At 60.6% G+C, this 16,417-nt stretch carries 26 protein-coding genes; all 26 read right to left on the bottom strand.

The annotated features are described in order from the left end of the window. Positions 1–17 precede the first annotated feature (17 nt). Entirely contained in the window at positions 18–452 is a 435-nt protein-coding gene (rplO, locus tag HWX53_RS26530; RefSeq protein WP_175946452.1) for a 50S ribosomal protein L15, read from the bottom strand. A gap of 30 nt (positions 453–482) precedes the next feature. Beyond that, positions 483–665 (bottom strand): 50S ribosomal protein L30, encoded by a 183-nt coding sequence (rpmD, locus tag HWX53_RS26525; RefSeq protein WP_006400644.1) that lies wholly within the window; start codon positions 663–665, stop codon positions 483–485. A gap of 10 nt (positions 666–675) precedes the next feature. Further along, positions 676–1,194, bottom strand: a complete 519-nt coding sequence (gene rpsE / locus HWX53_RS26520) for a 30S ribosomal protein S5 (RefSeq protein ID WP_061170928.1) — start codon at positions 1,192–1,194, stop codon at positions 676–678. 14 nt (positions 1,195–1,208) lie between these two features. Beyond that, positions 1,209–1,574, bottom strand: a complete 366-nt coding sequence (gene rplR, locus HWX53_RS26515) for a 50S ribosomal protein L18 (RefSeq protein ID WP_035967614.1) — start codon at positions 1,572–1,574, stop codon at positions 1,209–1,211. Positions 1,575–1,586: 12 nt separating this feature from the next. Next, positions 1,587–2,120 (bottom strand): 50S ribosomal protein L6, encoded by a 534-nt coding sequence (rplF, locus tag HWX53_RS26510; protein ID WP_175946450.1) that lies wholly within the window; start codon positions 2,118–2,120, stop codon positions 1,587–1,589. A 19-nt stretch (positions 2,121–2,139) separates the two neighbouring features. Then, positions 2,140–2,535 carry a 30S ribosomal protein S8 gene (rpsH, locus tag HWX53_RS26505; protein WP_035967610.1) on the bottom strand — a complete coding sequence of 132 codons (396 nt, stop codon included), beginning with the start codon at positions 2,533–2,535 and terminating at the stop codon, positions 2,140–2,142. A gap of 14 nt (positions 2,536–2,549) precedes the next feature. Beyond that, on the bottom strand, positions 2,550–2,855 hold the full coding sequence (rpsN, locus tag HWX53_RS26500; protein ID WP_175946448.1) for a 30S ribosomal protein S14: 306 nt from the start codon (positions 2,853–2,855) through the stop codon (positions 2,550–2,552). A 7-nt stretch (positions 2,856–2,862) separates the two neighbouring features. After that, positions 2,863–3,402: a 50S ribosomal protein L5 gene (gene rplE / locus HWX53_RS26495; protein ID WP_159837176.1), complete on the bottom strand. Its 540-nt coding sequence runs from the start codon at positions 3,400–3,402 to the stop codon at positions 2,863–2,865. 14 nt (positions 3,403–3,416) lie between these two features. Continuing rightward, positions 3,417–3,725, bottom strand: coding sequence for a 50S ribosomal protein L24 (gene rplX, locus HWX53_RS26490; RefSeq protein WP_175946446.1), 309 nt, complete (start codon positions 3,723–3,725; stop codon positions 3,417–3,419). Between the two features lie 9 nt (positions 3,726–3,734). After that, complete coding sequence (gene rplN, locus HWX53_RS26485) at positions 3,735–4,103, bottom strand: 50S ribosomal protein L14 (RefSeq protein ID WP_006998478.1); 369 nt, start codon at positions 4,101–4,103, stop codon at positions 3,735–3,737. Positions 4,104–4,396: 293 nt separating this feature from the next. Beyond that, complete coding sequence (rpsQ, locus tag HWX53_RS26480) at positions 4,397–4,669, bottom strand: 30S ribosomal protein S17 (RefSeq protein ID WP_035933074.1); 273 nt, start codon at positions 4,667–4,669, stop codon at positions 4,397–4,399. After that, positions 4,666–4,860, bottom strand: a complete 195-nt coding sequence (gene rpmC, locus HWX53_RS26475) for a 50S ribosomal protein L29 (protein WP_007180130.1) — start codon at positions 4,858–4,860, stop codon at positions 4,666–4,668. Before rpmC ends, rpsQ begins: the two co-directional genes overlap by 4 nt. A 10-nt stretch (positions 4,861–4,870) precedes the next feature. Next, positions 4,871–5,287, bottom strand: coding sequence for a 50S ribosomal protein L16 (rplP, locus tag HWX53_RS26470; RefSeq protein WP_035967605.1), 417 nt, complete (start codon positions 5,285–5,287; stop codon positions 4,871–4,873). A gap of 2 nt (positions 5,288–5,289) precedes the next feature. After that, positions 5,290–6,090 (bottom strand): 30S ribosomal protein S3, encoded by an 801-nt coding sequence (gene rpsC, locus HWX53_RS26465; protein ID WP_175946444.1) that lies wholly within the window; start codon positions 6,088–6,090, stop codon positions 5,290–5,292. 11 nt (positions 6,091–6,101) lie between these two features. Continuing rightward, entirely contained in the window at positions 6,102–6,431 is a 330-nt protein-coding gene (rplV, locus tag HWX53_RS26460; RefSeq protein WP_007730533.1) for a 50S ribosomal protein L22, read from the bottom strand. Between the two features lie 12 nt (positions 6,432–6,443). Next, a complete protein-coding gene (gene rpsS, locus HWX53_RS26455; RefSeq protein ID WP_008343850.1) occupies positions 6,444–6,719 on the bottom strand; it encodes a 30S ribosomal protein S19 in 276 nt (91 codons plus the stop codon). 10 nt (positions 6,720–6,729) lie between these two features. Beyond that, the gene (gene rplB, locus HWX53_RS26450; protein WP_175946441.1) at positions 6,730–7,557 is read right to left on the bottom strand and encodes a 50S ribosomal protein L2; all 828 of its coding nucleotides are present in this window, start codon (positions 7,555–7,557) and stop codon (positions 6,730–6,732) included. Between the two features lie 2 nt (positions 7,558–7,559). Further along, on the bottom strand, positions 7,560–7,874 hold the full coding sequence (rplW, locus tag HWX53_RS26445; RefSeq protein WP_035967599.1) for a 50S ribosomal protein L23: 315 nt from the start codon (positions 7,872–7,874) through the stop codon (positions 7,560–7,562). Then, a complete protein-coding gene (gene rplD / locus HWX53_RS26440) occupies positions 7,871–8,491 on the bottom strand; it encodes a 50S ribosomal protein L4 (protein ID WP_175946439.1) in 621 nt (206 codons plus the stop codon). The genes rplW and rplD overlap by 4 nt, the downstream gene beginning before the upstream one ends. Next, positions 8,491–9,150, bottom strand: a complete 660-nt coding sequence (gene rplC / locus HWX53_RS26435; protein ID WP_175946437.1) for a 50S ribosomal protein L3 — start codon at positions 9,148–9,150, stop codon at positions 8,491–8,493. The genes rplD and rplC overlap by 1 nt, the downstream gene beginning before the upstream one ends. 185 nt (positions 9,151–9,335) lie before the next feature. After that, positions 9,336–9,647, bottom strand: coding sequence for a 30S ribosomal protein S10 (gene rpsJ, locus HWX53_RS26430; RefSeq protein ID WP_006998489.1), 312 nt, complete (start codon positions 9,645–9,647; stop codon positions 9,336–9,338). A gap of 140 nt (positions 9,648–9,787) precedes the next feature. Further along, positions 9,788–10,978, bottom strand: coding sequence for an elongation factor Tu (gene tuf / locus HWX53_RS26425; protein ID WP_175946421.1), 1,191 nt, complete (start codon positions 10,976–10,978; stop codon positions 9,788–9,790). Positions 10,979–11,045: 67 nt separating this feature from the next. Continuing rightward, positions 11,046–13,148, bottom strand: a complete 2,103-nt coding sequence (gene fusA / locus HWX53_RS26420) for an elongation factor G (RefSeq protein WP_175946435.1) — start codon at positions 13,146–13,148, stop codon at positions 11,046–11,048. A gap of 125 nt (positions 13,149–13,273) precedes the next feature. Continuing rightward, positions 13,274–13,744, bottom strand: coding sequence for a 30S ribosomal protein S7 (rpsG, locus tag HWX53_RS26415; RefSeq protein WP_006053291.1), 471 nt, complete (start codon positions 13,742–13,744; stop codon positions 13,274–13,276). 187 nt (positions 13,745–13,931) lie between these two features. Continuing rightward, positions 13,932–14,312 (bottom strand): 30S ribosomal protein S12, encoded by a 381-nt coding sequence (gene rpsL / locus HWX53_RS26410; RefSeq protein WP_006998493.1) that lies wholly within the window; start codon positions 14,310–14,312, stop codon positions 13,932–13,934. Between the two features lie 218 nt (positions 14,313–14,530). Beyond that, positions 14,531–16,378: a DNA helicase RecQ gene (recQ, locus tag HWX53_RS26405; RefSeq protein WP_175946433.1), complete on the bottom strand. Its 1,848-nt coding sequence runs from the start codon at positions 16,376–16,378 to the stop codon at positions 14,531–14,533. Positions 16,379–16,417 lie beyond the last annotated feature (39 nt).

Below are 16,417 nucleotides of genomic sequence, written 5' to 3'. Positions count from 1 at the left end.
GTAACGGCGAAAGCGCGTTACTCGGCGAACGAGCCGCCAGCGGCTTCGATTGCCTCACGGGCGCCCTTCGTTGCCGTCAGGCCCTTCACCGTGACCTTGCGGCTGATCTCGCCGGTCTTGATGATCTTCGCGCTCTTGATGAGCTCGCCGACCAGACCCGCTTGCTTCAGCGCCAAGAGATCGATTTCGTCGACCGGCAGCTTCTCGAGATCCGAGAGGCGCACTTCACCGACGAATTCCTTCGTCAGCGAGGTAAAGCCGCGCTTCGGCAGACGACGCTGCAGAGGCATCTGACCGCCTTCGAAGCCGACCTTGTGAAAGCCGCCCGAACGCGATTTCTGACCCTTGTGGCCGCGGCCCGCGGTCTTGCCGAGGCCCGAACCGATCCCGCGACCGACGCGACGCTTAGCGTGCTTCGCGCCTTCCGCCGGCTTCAGGTTATTCAATTCCATGTTCAACTCCTTGGATCCGTGGTCGGCCGCTTAGGCGATGACCTTAACGAGGTACGAGACCTTGTTGATCATCCCGCGCACTGCCGGCGTGTCCTGCAGCTCGGAGACCGAGTTCAGGCGACGCAGGCCGAGGCCACGCACCGTTGCGCGGTGCGATTCGCGGGTCCCGATCAGGCTCTTGACGAGCTGAACCTTGACAGTTTTTTCAGACATGGTGCCCACCTTAGCCCAGAATGTCTTCGACGGACTTACCACGCTTCGCCGCGATGTCGGCCGGAGTCGACTGCTTGCGCAGGCCATCCAGCGTCGCACGGACGAGGTTGTACGGGTTCGTCGAACCGTGGCTCTTGGCCACAACGTTTTGCACGCCCATCACGTCGAACACTGCGCGCATCGGACCGCCAGCGATCACGCCGGTACCGTCCTTCGCCGGAGCGAGGAGGACCGCCGAAGCGCCGTGCTTGCCGTGAACTTCGTGTTGCAACGTGCCATTCTTCAGGGGCACCTTGAACATATTGCGGCGGGCTTGTTCCATTGCCTTTTGAACGGCAACCGGAACTTCCTTCGCCTTGCCCTTGCCCATGCCGACGCGGCCATCGCCGTCGCCAACCACGGTCAGTGCGGCGAAGCCGAGAATACGGCCACCCTTCACGACCTTGGTCACGCGGTTGACCGAAATCATCTTTTCGCGCAGGCCGTCGTCGCGTTCGTCAGCCTGAACTTTCGCTTGCATCTTTGCCATGACGAATTCTTCCCTTAGAACTTGAGCCCGGCTTCGCGCGCCGCATCAGCCAGCGCCTTCACGCGGCCGTGGTAGCGGAAACCCGAGCGGTCAAAGGCGACGGATTCGATGCCGGCAGCCTTGGCCTTTTCGGCAATACGCTTGCCGATCAGGGTTGCAGCGTTGATGTTGCCGCCCTTGCCCGACTTGTCGGCCAGCTCTGCGCGCACTTCGGCTTCGAGCGTCGAGGCGCTTGCGAGCACCTTGGTGCCGCACGCCGAGAACACTTGCGCGTAGATGTGCGTATTCGTGCGATGCACGGCGAGACGCGCGACCTGCAGCTCAGCGATCTTGATACGCGTCTGACGAGCGCGGCGCAGGCGAGATTGAGTCTTATCCATGATTGCGCACCCTTACTTCTTCTTCGTTTCTTTGAGGATCACGACCTCGTCGGAATAGCGCACGCCCTTGCCCTTGTAGGGCTCCGGCGGACGATAGCCGCGCACTTCCGCCGCGACTTGTCCGACTTTCTGCTTGTCGATCCCCTTGATCACGATTTCGGTCTGCGACGGGGTTTCAGCCTTGATGCCTTCCGGCATCTGGTGCACCACGGGGTGCGAGAAACCCAGCGACAGGTTCAGCTTGTCGCCTTGCGCTTGCGCACGATAACCGACGCCAACCAGCGTCAGCTTGCGCTCGAAACCCTTAGTGACGCCGTGCACCATGTTCGCCACCAGGGCGCGCATCGTGCCGGACATCGCATTCGCTTCACGGCTTTCGTTGGCCGGCGCGAAGTTCAGCGTACCGTTGTCGTTCGCCACGGTCACCAGCGGGTTGCCCGCTTGCGAGATCGTGCCGAGCGGCCCCTTGACGGTGATGACGTCGCCCTTGACGGCCACTTCCGCGCCTTGCGGCAGCGCGATCGGGCTTTTACCTACTCGAGACATGTTTCTTCTCCCTTCGGCGTTAAGCGACGTAGCAGATGACTTCGCCGCCGACGCCGTTCTGGCGCGCCTTGCGGTCGGTCATCACACCCTTCGGCGTCGACACGATGGCAACGCCCAGGCCGTTCATGACCTGCGGGATGTCGTTGCGACCGCGGTACACGCGCAGACCGGGCTTCGACACGCGCTCGAGGCGCTCGATCACCGGACGGCCTGCGTAGTACTTCAACGCGATATTCAATTCCGTCTTCGCACCTTCAGCCTTCACTGCGAAGTCGTCGATATAACCTTCGTCCTTCAAAACCTGCGCAATCGCAACCTTGACTTTCGACGAGGGCATAGTCACCGAAACCTTCTCGACCATCTGCGCATTGCGGATGCGAGTCAGCATATCGGCGATAGGATCACTCATGCTCATTTATGTTTCTCCTATTACCAGCTCGCCTTGGTGAGGCCAGGGATTTCGCCGCGGAATGCGATTTCGCGGATCTTGTTACGCGCAAGTCCGAACTTGCGGAACGTGCCACGCGGGCGACCCGTGATTGCGCAGCGGTTACGCTTGCGAGTCGGGTTCGAGTTACGCGGCAGTTGTTGCAGCGCGAGGCGAGCGAAGTAACGCTCTTCGTCCGACTTGCTCGAGTCTTCGATCACAGCCTTCAGTTCAGCACGCTTCGGAGCGTACTTCGCGGCCAGGCGTGCGCGCTTCTTTTCACGTTCGATCAGTGCCAGTTTAGCCACGGTAACCTCAGTTTCTGAACGGGAACTTGAAGCCGGCGAGCAGCGCCTTTGCTTCGTCGTCAGTCTTCGCGGTGGTCGTGATGCTGATGTTCAGCCCACGCAGCGCGTCGATCTTGTCGTAGTCGATTTCGGGGAAAATGATCTGCTCTTTCACACCGATGTTGTAGTTGCCACGACCGTCGAATGCACGGCCCGACACGCCACGGAAGTCGCGCACGCGGGGCAGCGCAACCGTCACGAAGCGGTCCAGGAATTCGTACATCGCTTGACCGCGCAGCGTCACCATCGCGCCGATCGGGTAGCCCTGACGAATCTTGAAGCCTGCGATTGCCTTGCGCGCCTTCGTGATAACCGGCTTCTGGCCGGCGATCTTCGTCAGGTCGCCCACGGCGTTTTCGATGATCTTCTTGTCAGCGACGGCTTCGCCAAGGCCCATGTTCAGGGTGATCTTGGTGATGCGCGGCACTTCCATGATGGACTTGTAGCCGAACTTTTCGACGAGTTGCGGCACAACCGTTTCTTTATAAATCTCTTGCAGACGAGCCATTTTTTAACTCCGCATCAGGCGTTGAGCGTGGCGCCGGTCGACTTCAAGAAGCGAACCTTCTTGCCGTCTTCGACCTTGATGCCAACACGCGATGCCTTGCCGTTCGCGTCGACGAGTGCGACGTTCGAAATGTGCAGCGGCATCGACTTGGCTTCCACACCGCCCGTCGTACCCTTCATCGGGTTCGGCTTCACGTGCTTCTTGACGAGGTTGATACCCTCGACGGTCACACGGTCTTCCGCAACGGCCAGCACGGTGCCGCGCTTGCCCTTGTCCTTGCCGGTGATGACGATGACTTCGTCACCCTTGCGAATCTTGTTCATCGCGACTCCTTACAGCACTTCCGGCGCGAGCGAAACGATCTTCATGAATCGTTCGCTACGCAGTTCACGCGTCACCGGCCCGAAAATACGCGTGCCGATCGGCTCGAGCTTGGTATTCAAGAGGACAGCGGCATTGCCGTCGAACTTGATCAGCGAGCCATCCTGGCGACGCACGCCCTTGGCCGTGCGAACGACCACGGCGTTGTAGATTTCGCCCTTTTTCACGCGTCCGCGCGGCGTCGCTTCCTTGACGGTCACCTTGATGATGTCGCCAATGCTAGCGTAACGACGCTTCGAGCCGCCGAGCACCTTGATGCACATGACTTCACGCGCACCCGTGTTGTCGGCCACTTCAAGCCGAGTTTCGGTCTGGATCATGGTTTATCTTTCCCAACTTAATCCGGTCGCACCACCATGGCACATCCGGTCAGTCTTGGTCCCGTCAGCCAATCGGCTGCTTGGGTTAGAACAGGCAGCGAAGGCAGACGAAACCCGCCATCGCAATCCGGTGAATCTGTCGATACAGGCTGGCGCCCGAACCGGCTTCCCCCACCAATTTCGCCCGCGACGGGGCTCCCACAAAGAGGGAAGACCGAGATTATAACAAATAATCTCGGTCTTGCAAGCGAAACTTACTGCGACACTACTTACTGCATCGCGATACTTCAGCTTTAGATCACGCGAGCCGCTTCGAGGAGCTTCGACACAACCCAGGCCTTCGTCTTCGAAATCGGACGGGTTTCCTGGATTTCGACGAGATCGCCCTCGTTGTACGTGTTCGCGTCATCGTGTGCGTGGTACTTCTTCGAGCGCACAACGTACTTGCCGTAGATCGGGTGCTTCACACGGTGCTCGACCAGCACGGTAACCGTCTTGTCCATCTTGTTGCTGACGACCTTGCCGACCAGCGTCCGCTTGAGCGAGGTTTTTACGCTATCGTTCATTTCTGGTTCGCCTTTTCAGTCAGGACAGTCCGCACACGTGCGATGTCGCGACGAACCTTCTTCAGCTGGCTCGTGTTCGTGAGCTGCTGGGTCGCGAGTTGCATGCGCAGGCCGAATTGCGCCTTAAGCAGGTCCGACAGCTCTTTGTTGAGCGCCGCCTGGTCCTTCTGGTGAAGTTCAGATGCCTTCATCGTTTACTCCTTAGGCGCCGAGCTGGCGGATGACGAAGTTCGTCTTCAGCGGCAGCTTGGCTGCAGCCAGACGGAACGCTTCGCGCGCCAGTTCTTCGGAGACACCGTCCATTTCGTACAGCATCTTGCCCGGTTGAATTTCAGCGACGTAGTACTCCGGGTTACCCTTACCGTTACCCATACGCACTTCTGCCGGCTTTTGCGAAATCGGCTTGTCCGGGAAAATGCGGATCCAGATCCGGCCGCCACGCTTGATGTGACGCGTCATGGCACGACGCGCCGCTTCGATTTGACGCGCGGTCAAACGGCCGCGACCGATAGCCTTCAGGCCATATTCACCGAACGACACCGCGTTGCCGCGCGTCGCCTTGCCGGTGTTACGACCCTTCTGCTCTTTGCGATACTTTCTGCGTTTCGGTTGCAGCATCGTTATTCTCCACTCTTCGCGTCACCGCCGGCGCCGCCACGACGGGGGCCGCCGCGGCGTGCACCAGCCGGCGCACCTTCACCGTCACGACGCGGACGGCGATCGCCACCCGGACGTGCGTTGCGACGCGGACGCTTCTCTTCCGCGACTTCTTCCACTACCGGCGCTTCGTTGCGGCCGAGCGTGTCGCCCTTGTAGACCCACACCTTCACGCCGATGATGCCGTACGTGGTCTTCGCTTCGGACGTCGCGTAGTCGATATCGGCGCGCAGCGTATGGAGCGGCACGCGACCTTCGCGATACCACTCGGTACGAGCGATTTCGATACCGTTCAGACGGCCCGCGCTCATGATCTTGATGCCTTGGGCGCCAAGACGCATCGCGTTTTGCATCGCGCGCTTCATCGCACGGCGGAACATGATCCGGCGCTCGAGCTGCTGCGTGATGGAATCGGCGATCAACTGAGCATCGGTTTCCGGCTTGCGGATTTCTTCGATGTTCACGTGAACCGGAACGCCCATGCGCTTCTGCAGCTCGGACTTGAGCGACTCGATGTCTTCGCCCTTCTTGCCGATCACGACACCCGGACGCGAGCTGAAAATCGTGATGCGCGCGTTCTTTGCAGGACGCTCGATCACGACGCGGCCGACGGACGCGTTCTTCAGCTTCTTCTTCAGGTATTCACGAACACCGATGTCTTCCTGCAACATCGCCGCGAAATTGTTGTTGTTCGCGTACCAGCGCGAAGCCCAATTGCGGCTGACGGCCAAACGGAAGCCAGTCGGATGAATTTTCTGTCCCATCGTATGGCTCCTTAATTCCCGACCGTCACAGTGATGTGACAGGATTGCTTCTCGATGCGGTTACCGCGACCCTTTGCGCGTGCGGTGAAACGCTTCAGCGAAGCGGCCTTGTCGACGTAGATGCTCGTGATCTTGAGCTCGTCGATATCGGCGCCTTCGTTGTGTTCCGCATTCGCGATCGCAGACAGCACGACCTTCTTGACGATACCCGCCGCCTTCTTCGGCGAGAACGTCAGGACGTTCAGCGCCTTGTCGACCGGCAAACCACGAATCTGGTCAGCCACAAGGCGCGTTTTCTGCGCCGAGATGCGGGCACCGCGATGAATTGCTTTCACTTCCATCTTGATAGCCCCTTATTTCTTGGCCTTCTTGTCGGCCGCGTGACCCTTGAACGTACGGGTCAGTGCGAACTCGCCAAGCTTATGGCCGACCATGTTTTCCGTGACGTACACCGGAACGTGCTGACGGCCGTTGTGGACGGCGATCGTCAGACCGATGAAGTCCGGCAGAATCGTCGAACGACGCGACCAGGTCTTGATCGGCTTCTTGTCACGCGTGGACGCAGCCGCCTCAACTTTCTTCAGCAAATGAGCGTCGCAGAACGGACCTTTTTTAGCAGAACGTGTCATTGCCTACTCCTTAACGCTTGTGACGGCGCTGGACGATCATCGTCGTCGTGCGCTTATTGCTGCGGGTGCGATAGCCCTTCGTCGGCGTGCCCCACGGGCTCACCGGATCGCGACCTGCAGCCGTGCGGCCTTCACCACCACCGTGCGGGTGATCGATCGGGTTCATCGCAACACCACGCACCGTCGGACGGATACCGCGCCAGCGGTTTGCACCGGCCTTACCGATTTGACGGAGGCTGTGCTCTTCGTTACCGACTTCACCGATGGTTGCACGGCACTCGACGTGCACGCGGCGGATTTCACCCGAACGCAGACGAACCTGCGCGTAGATGCCTTCACGTGCCAGCAGCATGGCCGACGTACCAGCCGAACGCGCGATCTGCGCGCCTTTGCCCGGCAGCATTTCGATGCAGTGGATCGTCGTACCGACCGGAATGTTGCGGATCGGCAGGGTGTTGCCTGCGCGAATCGGCGCTTCCGAACCGGACATCAGCTGCGCGCCGACCGCCACGCCCTTCGGCGCGATGATGTAGCGACGCTCGCCGTCTGCGTACAGAACCAGCGCGATGTTCGCGCTACGGTTCGGGTCGTACTCGAGACGCTCGACCTTTGCCGGGATGCCGTCCTTGTTGCGACGGAAATCGACGATACGGTAGTGCTGCTTGTGACCGCCACCTTGGTGACGCGTGGTGATGCGACCGTTGTTGTTACGGCCCGCCGACTTGGATTGCGAGTCGAGCAGCGCAGCATGCGGCTTGCCCTTATGCAGATCCTTGTTGACGATCTTGACCATCGCGCGGCGACCCGGCGAGGTCGGCTTAACTTTCACGATTGCCATGATTACTTGGCCTCCGCTTCAAAGTTGATTTCCTGGCCGGGCTTCAGGCAGACGTACGCCTTCTTCACGTCCTTGCGCTTGCCGTTGAAGCGGCCAAAGCGCTTGGCTTTGCCCTTCGTGACGAGCACGTTGACGGAATTGACTTCGACCTTGAACAGCAGCTCGACAGCAGCCTTCACTTCCTGCTTCGTGGCGTCCGGCGCGACTTCGAACACGACTTGTTCGTTCTTGTCGGCAACCAGCGTCGCCTTTTCGGAGATCACCGGCGCGAGCAGAACTTGCATCAAACGATGATCGTTTTTGCGAACTTCGCTCATGACAGCAACTCCTCGATCTGAGCGACCGCAGCCTTCGTGATCAGCACTTTCTTGAAGTAGATCAGCGAGAGCGGGTCGGCGTAACGCGGCTCGACAACCGCCACGTGGGCCAGGTTGCGCGACGCGAGGTACAGGTTTTCGTCGACCGTATCGGTGATGACCAACACGGAATCGAGACCCATCGCCTTGAATTTATCAGCCAACAGCTTGGTCTTCGGCGCTTCGAGCGCGAGATCCTCGACCACCGAGATGCGGCCTTCGCGAGCCAACTGCGAGAAGATCGAGCAGAGGCCTGCGCGATGCATCTTCTTGTTGACCTTGTGCGAGAAGTTTTCTTCCGGCGAGTTCGGGAAAATGCGACCACCGCCACGCCACAACGGGCTCGACGACATACCGGCACGAGCGCGGCCCGTACCCTTCTGGCGCCACGGCTTCTTCGTGGTGTGCTTGACCTGCTCACGATCCTTCTGAGCGCGGTTGCCGCTACGTGCGTTCGCCTGATAAGCGACGACGACTTGGTGAATCAGGGCTTCGTTGTAATCGCGACCGAACACGACGTCCGATGCGGTCACGCCAGCGCCTTCCTGACCATTGGCATTCAGGAGCTTAAGTTCCATTATTTCGCTCCTTTCGCAGCACGGGTCTTGACGGCGGGGGTCACGAAGACCTTGCCGCCCTTCGCACCCGGAACAGCACCGCGGACGAGCAGCAGATTGCGCTCAGCGTCGATGCGGGCGATTTCGAGATTCTGGACCGTGACGGTCACGTCACCGAGGTGACCCGTCATGCGCTTGCCGGGGAACACGCGACCCGGATCCTGCGCCATACCGATCGAACCCGGAACGTTGTGCGAACGCGAGTTACCGTGCGATGCGCGGCCCGAAGCGAAGTTGTAACGCTTGATGGTACCGGCGTAGCCCTTACCGATCGACGTGCCTTGCACGTCAACCTTCTGGCCGACTTCGAAAATGTCCGTACCGATGACGGCGCCGTTCGACAGTTCACCTGCCTTGGCGGTATCGATATGGAATTCGCGGAGGATTTCACCAGCTTGAACGCCGGCTTTGGCGAGGTGACCCGCCAACGGCTTCGTCACGCGCGAAGCGCGGCGAGTACCGAATGCAACCTGAACGGCGGTATAACCATCCGTTTCAACGGTCTTGATCTGCGTCACACGGTTGTCCGACACGTCCAGCACGGTGACAGGGATCGAGTCCCCCTCAGGCGTGAAGATACGGGTCATGCCAACCTTGCGACCTACGAGTCCAAGGCTCATCGTTTTCTCCATTCCCGACTGCGATTGGTCGGGGCTGATTTCAAAATGTCCGCCCTGCTACGAGAAACAAGGCGCACTTTTTTGCGCAAATGCGCGAAAAGCCTTGGAGTATAACAAGGCTTTTCGTTTTCTGCAAGCAATCAAAGACTTAGCTCCGTCCGAGACGCCGGCGGAGCTTTGTAGGCTTACTGCAGCTTGATTTCGACGTCGACACCAGCCGGCAGGTCGAGCTTCATCAGTGCGTCGACGGTCTTGTCCGTCGGGTCGACGATGTCCATCAGGCGCTGGTGCGTGCGGATTTCGAGCTGGTCGCGCGACGTCTTGTTGACGTGCGGCGAACGCAGGATGTCAAAACGCTGAATACGCGTCGGCAGCGGCACCGGGCCACGGACGATCGCGCCAGTCCGCTTCGCCGTATCGACGATCTCGGCTGCCGACTGGTCGATCAGGCGATAGTCGAAAGCCTTCAGACGAATGCGGATTTTCTGGTTCTGCATGACGATTCCTTAGAAAAAGAGCGAGGCGGTATTGCGCCGCCGATTTGGCAAAAGAGCGAGGGGCCAGGCATTCGCTGAGGGCGAACACCCGGCCCCGGTCACATCACTTCTGTACTGCTACTGCAAGAAAGACCGAGATTTTACTCGATAATCTTCGCAACGACACCTGCGCCGACGGTACGGCCGCCTTCGCGGATTGCGAAGCGCAGACCTTCTTCCATGGCGATCGGGGCGATCAGCTTGACCGTGATCGACACGTTGTCGCCCGGCATCACCATTTCCTTGTCCTTCGGCAGCTCGATCGAGCCCGTCACGTCCGTCGTACGGAAGTAGAACTGCGGACGGTAGTTGTTGAAGAACGGCGTGTGACGGCCGCCTTCGTCCTTGCTCAGCACGTACACTTCAGCGGTGAAGTGCGTGTGCGGCGTGATCGAACCCGGCTTGGCCAGCACTTGGCCGCGCTCGACGTCTTCACGCTTCGTGCCGCGCAGCAGGATACCGACGTTGTCGCCCGCTTGACCCTGGTCGAGCAGCTTGCGGAACATTTCCACGCCCGTGCAGGTGGTCTTCACCGTCGGCTTGATACCGACGATTTCGATTTCCTCGCCGACCTTGATGACGCCGCGCTCGACGCGACCCGTCACCACCGTGCCGCGACCCGAGATCGAGAACACGTCTTCCACCGGCATCAGGAAGGCGCCGTCAACTGCGCGCTCCGGCGTCGGGATGTACGTGTCCAGCGCGTCGGCCAGGCTCATGATCGCCACTTCGCCGAGTTCGCCCTTGTCGCCTTCCAGCGCGAGCTTGGCCGAACCCTTGATGATCGGCGTGTCGTCGCCCGGGAAGTCGTACTTCGACAGGAGTTCGCGCACTTCCATTTCGACGAGCTCGAGCAGTTCGGCGTCGTCCACCATGTCGCACTTGTTCAGGAACACGATGATGTACGGCACGCCGACCTGACGGGCCAGCAGGATGTGCTCGCGCGTTTGCGGCATCGGGCCGTCAGCGGCCGAGCACACCAGGATCGCGCCGTCCATCTGCGCGGCGCCCGTGATCATGTTCTTCACGTAGTCGGCGTGGCCCGGGCAATCGACGTGTGCGTAGTGGCGGTTAGCCGTTTCGTACTCGACGTGCGCGGTGTTGATGGTGATGCCGCGAGCCTTTTCTTCCGGCGCCGCGTCGATCTGGTCGTACGCCTTGGCTTCGCCGCCGAACTTGGCGGTCAGCACCGTCGTGATCGCCGCCGTCAGCGTGGTCTTGCCGTGGTCAACGTGACCGATCGTGCCCACGTTCACGTGCGGCTTGGTCCGCTCGAATTTACCTTTTGCCATGATTACCTTCTTTCAAAGTTTGGTTATCGGTTAAAGCTTGTGGCTTGCGCCGAATGACTTGCGGGTATTACTTACCCTTGGCGTTGATGATCGCGTCGGCGACGTTACGCGGAGCTTCAGCGTAGTGCTTGAATTCCATCGTGTACGTTGCACGGCCTTGCGTCAGCGAGCGCAGCGAGGTCGAGTAGCCGAACATTTCCGACAGCGGCACTTCGGCGCGAACGATCTTGCCGCCGCCAACCATGTCTTCCATGCCCTGGACGATACCGCGACGGCCGGACAAATCGCCCATCACGTTGCCCATGTAGTCTTCCGGCGTTTCGACTTCCACGGCCATCATCGGTTCGAGGATGACCGGGCTTGCCTTGCGCATTGCTTCCTTGAAGGCCATCGAGCCGGCCATGCGGAACGCGTTTTCGTTCGAGTCCACGTCGTGGTACGAACCGAACGTCAGGTGCACCTTCACGTCCACAACCGGGAAGCCTGCCAGCACGCCCGACTTCAGCGTTTCCTGGATACCCTTGTCCACGGCCGGGATGTATTCGCGCGGAATCACGCCGCCCTTGATCTCGTCCAGGAACTCGTAGCCCTTGCCCTGCTCGTTCGGCTCAAGCGTAATGACCGCGTGACCGTACTGGCCGCGACCACCCGACTGCTTGACGAACTTGCCGTCGACGTCAGCCGCCGTCGTGCGAATGGTTTCGCGGTACGCAACCTGCGGCTTGCCAACGGTCGCTTCCACGCCGAATTCGCGCTTCATGCGGTCGACCAGAATTTCCAGGTGGAGCTCGCCCATGCCCGAAATGATGGTCTGGCCCGATTCTTCGTCCGTTTGCACGCGGAACGACGGGTCTTCCTGCGCCAGACGGTTCAGCGCCAGGCCCATCTTTTCCTGGTCAGCCTTGGTCTTCGGCTCGACAGCCTGCGAAATCACCGGCTCCGGGAAAATCATGCGCTCGAGCACGATCGGGCTCTGCGGATCGCACAGCGTGTCGCCCGTGGTGGCTTCCTTCAGGCCGACGGCCGCCGCGATATCGCCCGCGCGCACTTCCTTGATTTCTTCGCGCTGGTTCGCGTGCATCTGCAGAATACGACCGAGACGTTCCTTCTTGTCCTTGGTCGCGTTCAGCACGGTGTCACCCGAATTCACGACGCCCGAGTACACGCGGAAGAAGATCAGCTGACCGACGAACGGGTCCGTCATGATCTTGAACGCGAGTGCCGAGAACTTCTCGTCGTCGGCAGCACGGCGCTCGGCCTTCTCGCCGCTCTCGAGTTCGCCCGTGACCGGCGGAATGTCAACCGGCGACGGCAGGAAGTCGATCACGGCGTCGAGCATGCGCTGCACGCCCTTGTTCTTGAACGCGGTGCCGCACAGCATCGGCTGGATTTCGCACGCGATGGTCCGGTCACGGATCGCCTTCACGACTTCCGCTTCCGACAGCTCTTCGCCGCCGAGGTACTTTTCCATCAGCTCTTCGCTGGCTTCAGCAGCCGACTCGATCATCTTCTCGCGCCACTCGTTGCACGTGTCAACGAGTTCAGCCGGGATGTCGACGTAGTCGAACTTCGTGCCTTGCGACGCTTCGTCCCAAATGATCGCCTTCATCTTCAGCAGATCGACGACGCCCTTGAAGTTTTCTTCCGAGCCGATCGGCACGACGACGGGCACCGGGTTCGCCTTCAGACGCGTCTTCAGCTGGTCGTAGACCTTGAAGAAGTTCGCGCCCGTACGGTCCATCTTGTTGACGAACGCGAGACGGGGAACCTTGTACTTGTTCGCCTGACGCCACACCGTTTCCGACTGCGGCTGCACGCCGCCCACTGCGCAGTAGACCATGCATGCGCCGTCGAGCACGCGCATCGAGCGCTCCACTTCAATGGTGAAGTCGACGTGTCCCGGCGTGTCGATGATGTTGATGCGGTGCTCGGGATAGTTGCCGCCCATGCCCTTCCAGAAGGCCGTGGTAGCAGCCGACGTGATGGTGATGCCGCGCTCCTGCTCCTGCTCCATCCAGTCCATCGTTGCTGCGCCGTCGTGAACTTCACCGATCTTGTGGTTCACGCCCGTGTAAAACAAGATGCGCTCGGTCGTCGTCGTTTTGCCGGCGTCGATGTGAGCGCTAATACCGATGTTGCGGTAGCGCTCGATAGGTGTCTTGCGAGCCACTTTGGATCCTTTATTCGGTCGACGCGCCGACTCAATCAATGAGCCGGCAGCGCCCTAACACAAACGGGCGAGGCGCCGAACTAGCGCACCCGCCCTGATTTTTCCGTTGCCCTATGAGCGGGAGCTTAGAAACGGAAATGCGAGAATGCCTTGTTAGCCTCTGCCATGCGGTGAACTTCGTCGCGCTTCTTCATCGCGCCGCCGCGGCCTTCGGCCGCTTCGGAGAGCTCACCTGCCAGGCGCAGGGCCATCGACTTTTCGCTGCGCTTCTTCGCGGCTTCGCGCAACCAACGCATCGCCAATGCCATACGACGCGAGGGACGCACTTCGACCGGAACTTGATAGTTCGCACCACCAACGCGACGGCTCTTCACTTCGACCACCGGCTTCACGTTGTTGAGCGCGACCGTGAACACTTCCAGCGGGTCCTTGCCACCCTTGGTCTGGATCTGTTCAAAAGCGCCGTACACGATGCGCTCGGCAACCGACTTCTTGCCGGACAACATCAGCACGTTCATGAACTTGGCTACATCTACGTTGCCGAACTTCGGATCCGGCAATACTTCCCGCTTGGGGACTTCGCGACGACGCGGCATGATTCTTCCTTTACTTTTTCAGTTGGAGCGCTTTTTTCGCTCCGCGGCCACCAACTAACCCGATCCATCTCTCGACTAAACCAGCTTGGCCGGGTGACCACTTACTCGACAGCACCGGCACATCCGGCACTACCGCATTAACCGCCTTGCGGCGACCTGAAACTACTTCGACTACTCGAACCGGCGATTACTTGCCAGCCTTGGCACGCTTCGCACCGTACTTCGAGCGAGCCTGCTTACGATCCTTGACGCCCTGGGTATCCAGCGAGCCGCGGACCATGTGGTAACGCACACCCGGCAAGTCCTTCACACGACCGCCGCGAATCAGCACGACCGAGTGTTCCTGCAGGTTGTGGCCTTCACCACCGATGTACGAAATGACTTCGAAGCCGTTCGTGAGACGAACCTTGGCAACTTTACGAAGTGCCGAGTTCGGCTTCTTCGGCGTCGTCGTGTACACGCGGGTGCACACGCCGCGACGCTGCGGGCAGTCCTGCAGGGCCGGCGACTTGCTCTTCGTCGTTTCCGACGCGCGGCCTTTGCGAACCAGTTGATTGATGGTTGGCATCGTTTAATCCTAAAAATGAACAAAATCGGCGCAATTCCAAACGGGCAAAGCGAAGGAATCGCGCGTCTGACTTTCTCGTGAATGGCTCTTACTTGCGCAGACCCCGCGTTGAACAGGATCCCGAAATGCGCCAAGAACGAGAACCTAGCATGATATTCTGAAAATGCCAATGCGGTCAATACGTTGCGTGAAATCCTGGCTCACTCGCCGATGCAACGTCAGTCCGCGCCCACCACGTCGAGCAGTTCGTCGCCGAAACGCTCGAGTTTGCGAACGCCGATGCCCGGAATGTGCCGCAAGTCGTCGATCGTATCGGGATCGCTGCGCGCGATTTCGGCGAGCGTCGCGTCGTGGAAGATCACGTACGCGGGCACGCCGTCGGTTTTGGCGGTCTCGGCGCGCCACGTGCGCAAGCGATCCCAGCGCGCTTTCTCGCGCGGCGACATGCCTGCGGTGGGATCGGCGCGCTCGCCGGTTCGGCCAGATGACTGCCGGTTGCGCACCGGTTTCACGTACTTGCGCAGCGTGACGCGCTCTTCGCCCTTTAGGACGGGCTTGCTGGCGTCGGTCAGGACGAGCGCGCCGAACCCGTCATGATCGACGGCAAGAAAGCCAAACGCGACCAGCTGCCTGAAAACCGCGCGCCACTCCGGCTCGGAAAGGCCCGCGCCGACGCCGAAGGTGGACAGCTTGTCGTGCCCGCGCTGCAAGACCTTCTCGCTACGCGTGCCGCGCAGAATGTCGATCAGATGGCCCGCGCCGAAGTGGAAACCACTGGCCTTCTGCGCGCGATACACGCACGACAGCGCCATCTGTGCCTCGCGCGTCGCGTCCCACGACGCCGGCGGTTCCAGACACGTATCGCAATTGCCGCACGGCGTGCTCGTCTCGCCGAAGTACGCGAGCAGGCGCACGCGGCGGCACGTCGCGGCCTCGCATAGTCCTAGAAGCGCGTCAAGCTTGCCGGTCTGCACGCGTTTGTGCGCGTCGTCGGCGTCGGATTCGTCGATCATCTTGCGCTGCTGCACCACGTCGCCCAGGCCGTAGGCCATCCACGCGTTCGCGGGCAAACCGTCGCGGCCCGCGCGGCCGGTTTCCTGGTAATAGCCTTCGACGCTCTTCGGCAAATCCAGGTGCGCGACGAACCGCACGTCCGGCTTGTCGATGCCCATGCCGAACGCAATCGTCGCGCACATCACGATGCCCTCTTCGCGCTGGAACATCTCCTGATGCTTCTGGCGCGTCTCGAACTCCATGCCGGCGTGGTACGGCAGCGCGCGAACGCCCTGCCCCTTGAGCCAGTCGGCGGTTTCCTCCACCTTCCGGCGCGAGAGGCAATAGACCACGCCGGCGTCCGTCGTGCCGTCCTTGTTCGTGTGCTCGGCGCGAATGAAGTCGAGCAGTTGCGAGCGCGCGTTGTCCTTCTCGACGATCCGATAGCGGATGTTCGGCCGGTCGAAGCTCGACACGAAGATGCGTGCGTCGTCGAGCGCGAGGCGGTGCACGATTTCATCGCGCGTGATGGCGTCCGCCGTCGCGGTCAGCGCGATGCGCGGCACGTTCGGGAATCGCTCGTGCAGCACGGACAGCTGAATGTATTCAGGCCGGAAGTCGTGGCCCCATTGCGAGACGCAGTGCGCCTCGTCGATCGCAAAAAGCCCAACCGGCGAGCTTCCGAGCAGATCGAGAAACCGCGGCGTCATGAGACGCTCGGGCGCGACGTACAGCAGATCGATGCTGCCGTTCCGCAACGCGCGCTCCGTCGCGGCGGCCTCGGCGCCCGAAAGCGTCGAATTGAGATACGCCGCCCGCACGCCGAGTTCGGTGAGCGCGGCAACCTGATCCTGCATCAGCGCGATCAGCGGCGAAACGACGATGCCCGCGCCGAAGCCCGCCTCTTTGCGCACCAGCGACGGAATCTGATAGCACAGCGACTTTCCGCCGCCCGTGGGCATCAACACGAGCGAATCGCCGCCGTTGGCGACATGTTCGACGATTTCCGCCTGCTGTCCGCGAAAGGCCGGATAGCCGAATACTTCGTTGAGAATTTCGAGCGGACGGGACATAAGAAAGAAGCGCGAACTGCGGCGTGGAGGTTAACGAAT

It is taken from the genome of Caballeronia sp. BCC1704, from assembly GCF_902833455.1.
In the GTDB taxonomy this organism is placed as follows: Bacteria; Pseudomonadota; Gammaproteobacteria; order Burkholderiales; family Burkholderiaceae; genus Caballeronia.
The sequence above is the reverse complement of the archived record's forward strand: the minus strand, read 5'-3'. Positions and strand labels throughout refer to the sequence as shown.

Bases quoted from the DNA above. Each gene is read 5' to 3' on its own strand.
- rplO (WP_175946452.1), bottom strand. From the start codon at position 452: ATGGAATTGAATAACCTGAAGCCGGCGGAAGGCGCGAAGCACGCTAAG.
- rpmD (WP_006400644.1), bottom strand. From the start codon at position 665: ATGTCTGAAAAAACTGTCAAGGTTCAGCTCGTCAAGAGCCTGATCGGG.
- rpsE (WP_061170928.1), bottom strand. From the start codon at position 1,194: ATGGCAAAGATGCAAGCGAAAGTTCAGGCTGACGAACGCGACGACGGC.
- rplR (WP_035967614.1), bottom strand. From the start codon at position 1,574: ATGGATAAGACTCAATCTCGCCTGCGCCGCGCTCGTCAGACGCGTATC.
- rplF (WP_175946450.1), bottom strand. From the start codon at position 2,120: ATGTCTCGAGTAGGTAAAAGCCCGATCGCGCTGCCGCAAGGCGCGGAA.
- rpsH (WP_035967610.1), bottom strand. From the start codon at position 2,535: ATGAGCATGAGTGATCCTATCGCCGATATGCTGACTCGCATCCGCAAT.
- rplE (WP_159837176.1), bottom strand. From the start codon at position 3,402: ATGGCTCGTCTGCAAGAGATTTATAAAGAAACGGTTGTGCCGCAACTC.
- rplX (WP_175946446.1), bottom strand. From the start codon at position 3,725: ATGAACAAGATTCGCAAGGGTGACGAAGTCATCGTCATCACCGGCAAG.
- rplN (WP_006998478.1), bottom strand. From the start codon at position 4,103: ATGATCCAGACCGAAACTCGGCTTGAAGTGGCCGACAACACGGGTGCG.
- rpsQ (WP_035933074.1), bottom strand. From the start codon at position 4,669: ATGAACGATAGCGTAAAAACCTCGCTCAAGCGGACGCTGGTCGGCAAG.
- rpmC (WP_007180130.1), bottom strand. From the start codon at position 4,860: ATGAAGGCATCTGAACTTCACCAGAAGGACCAGGCGGCGCTCAACAAA.
- rplP (WP_035967605.1), bottom strand. From the start codon at position 5,287: ATGCTGCAACCGAAACGCAGAAAGTATCGCAAAGAGCAGAAGGGTCGT.
- rpsC (WP_175946444.1), bottom strand. From the start codon at position 6,090: ATGGGACAGAAAATTCATCCGACTGGCTTCCGTTTGGCCGTCAGCCGC.
- rplV (WP_007730533.1), bottom strand. From the start codon at position 6,431: ATGGAAGTGAAAGCAATTCATCGCGGTGCCCGCATCTCGGCGCAGAAA.
- rpsS (WP_008343850.1), bottom strand. From the start codon at position 6,719: ATGACACGTTCTGCTAAAAAAGGTCCGTTCTGCGACGCTCATTTGCTG.
- rplB (WP_175946441.1), bottom strand. From the start codon at position 7,557: ATGGCAATCGTGAAAGTTAAGCCGACCTCGCCGGGTCGCCGCGCGATG.
- rplW (WP_035967599.1), bottom strand. From the start codon at position 7,874: ATGAGCGAAGTTCGCAAAAACGATCATCGTTTGATGCAAGTTCTGCTC.
- rplD (WP_175946439.1), bottom strand. From the start codon at position 8,491: ATGGAACTTAAGCTCCTGAATGCCAATGGTCAGGAAGGCGCTGGCGTG.
- rplC (WP_175946437.1), bottom strand. From the start codon at position 9,150: ATGAGCCTTGGACTCGTAGGTCGCAAGGTTGGCATGACCCGTATCTTC.
- rpsJ (WP_006998489.1), bottom strand. From the start codon at position 9,647: ATGCAGAACCAGAAAATCCGCATTCGTCTGAAGGCTTTCGACTATCGC.
- tuf (WP_175946421.1), bottom strand. From the start codon at position 10,978: ATGGCAAAAGGTAAATTCGAGCGGACCAAGCCGCACGTGAACGTGGGC.
- rpsG (WP_006053291.1), bottom strand. From the start codon at position 13,744: ATGCCGCGTCGTCGCGAAGTCCCCAAGCGGGAAGTATTGCCGGATCCG.
- rpsL (WP_006998493.1), bottom strand. From the start codon at position 14,312: ATGCCAACCATCAATCAACTGGTTCGCAAAGGCCGCGCGTCGGAAACG.
- recQ (WP_175946433.1), bottom strand. From the start codon at position 16,378: ATGTCCCGTCCGCTCGAAATTCTCAACGAAGTATTCGGCTATCCGGCC.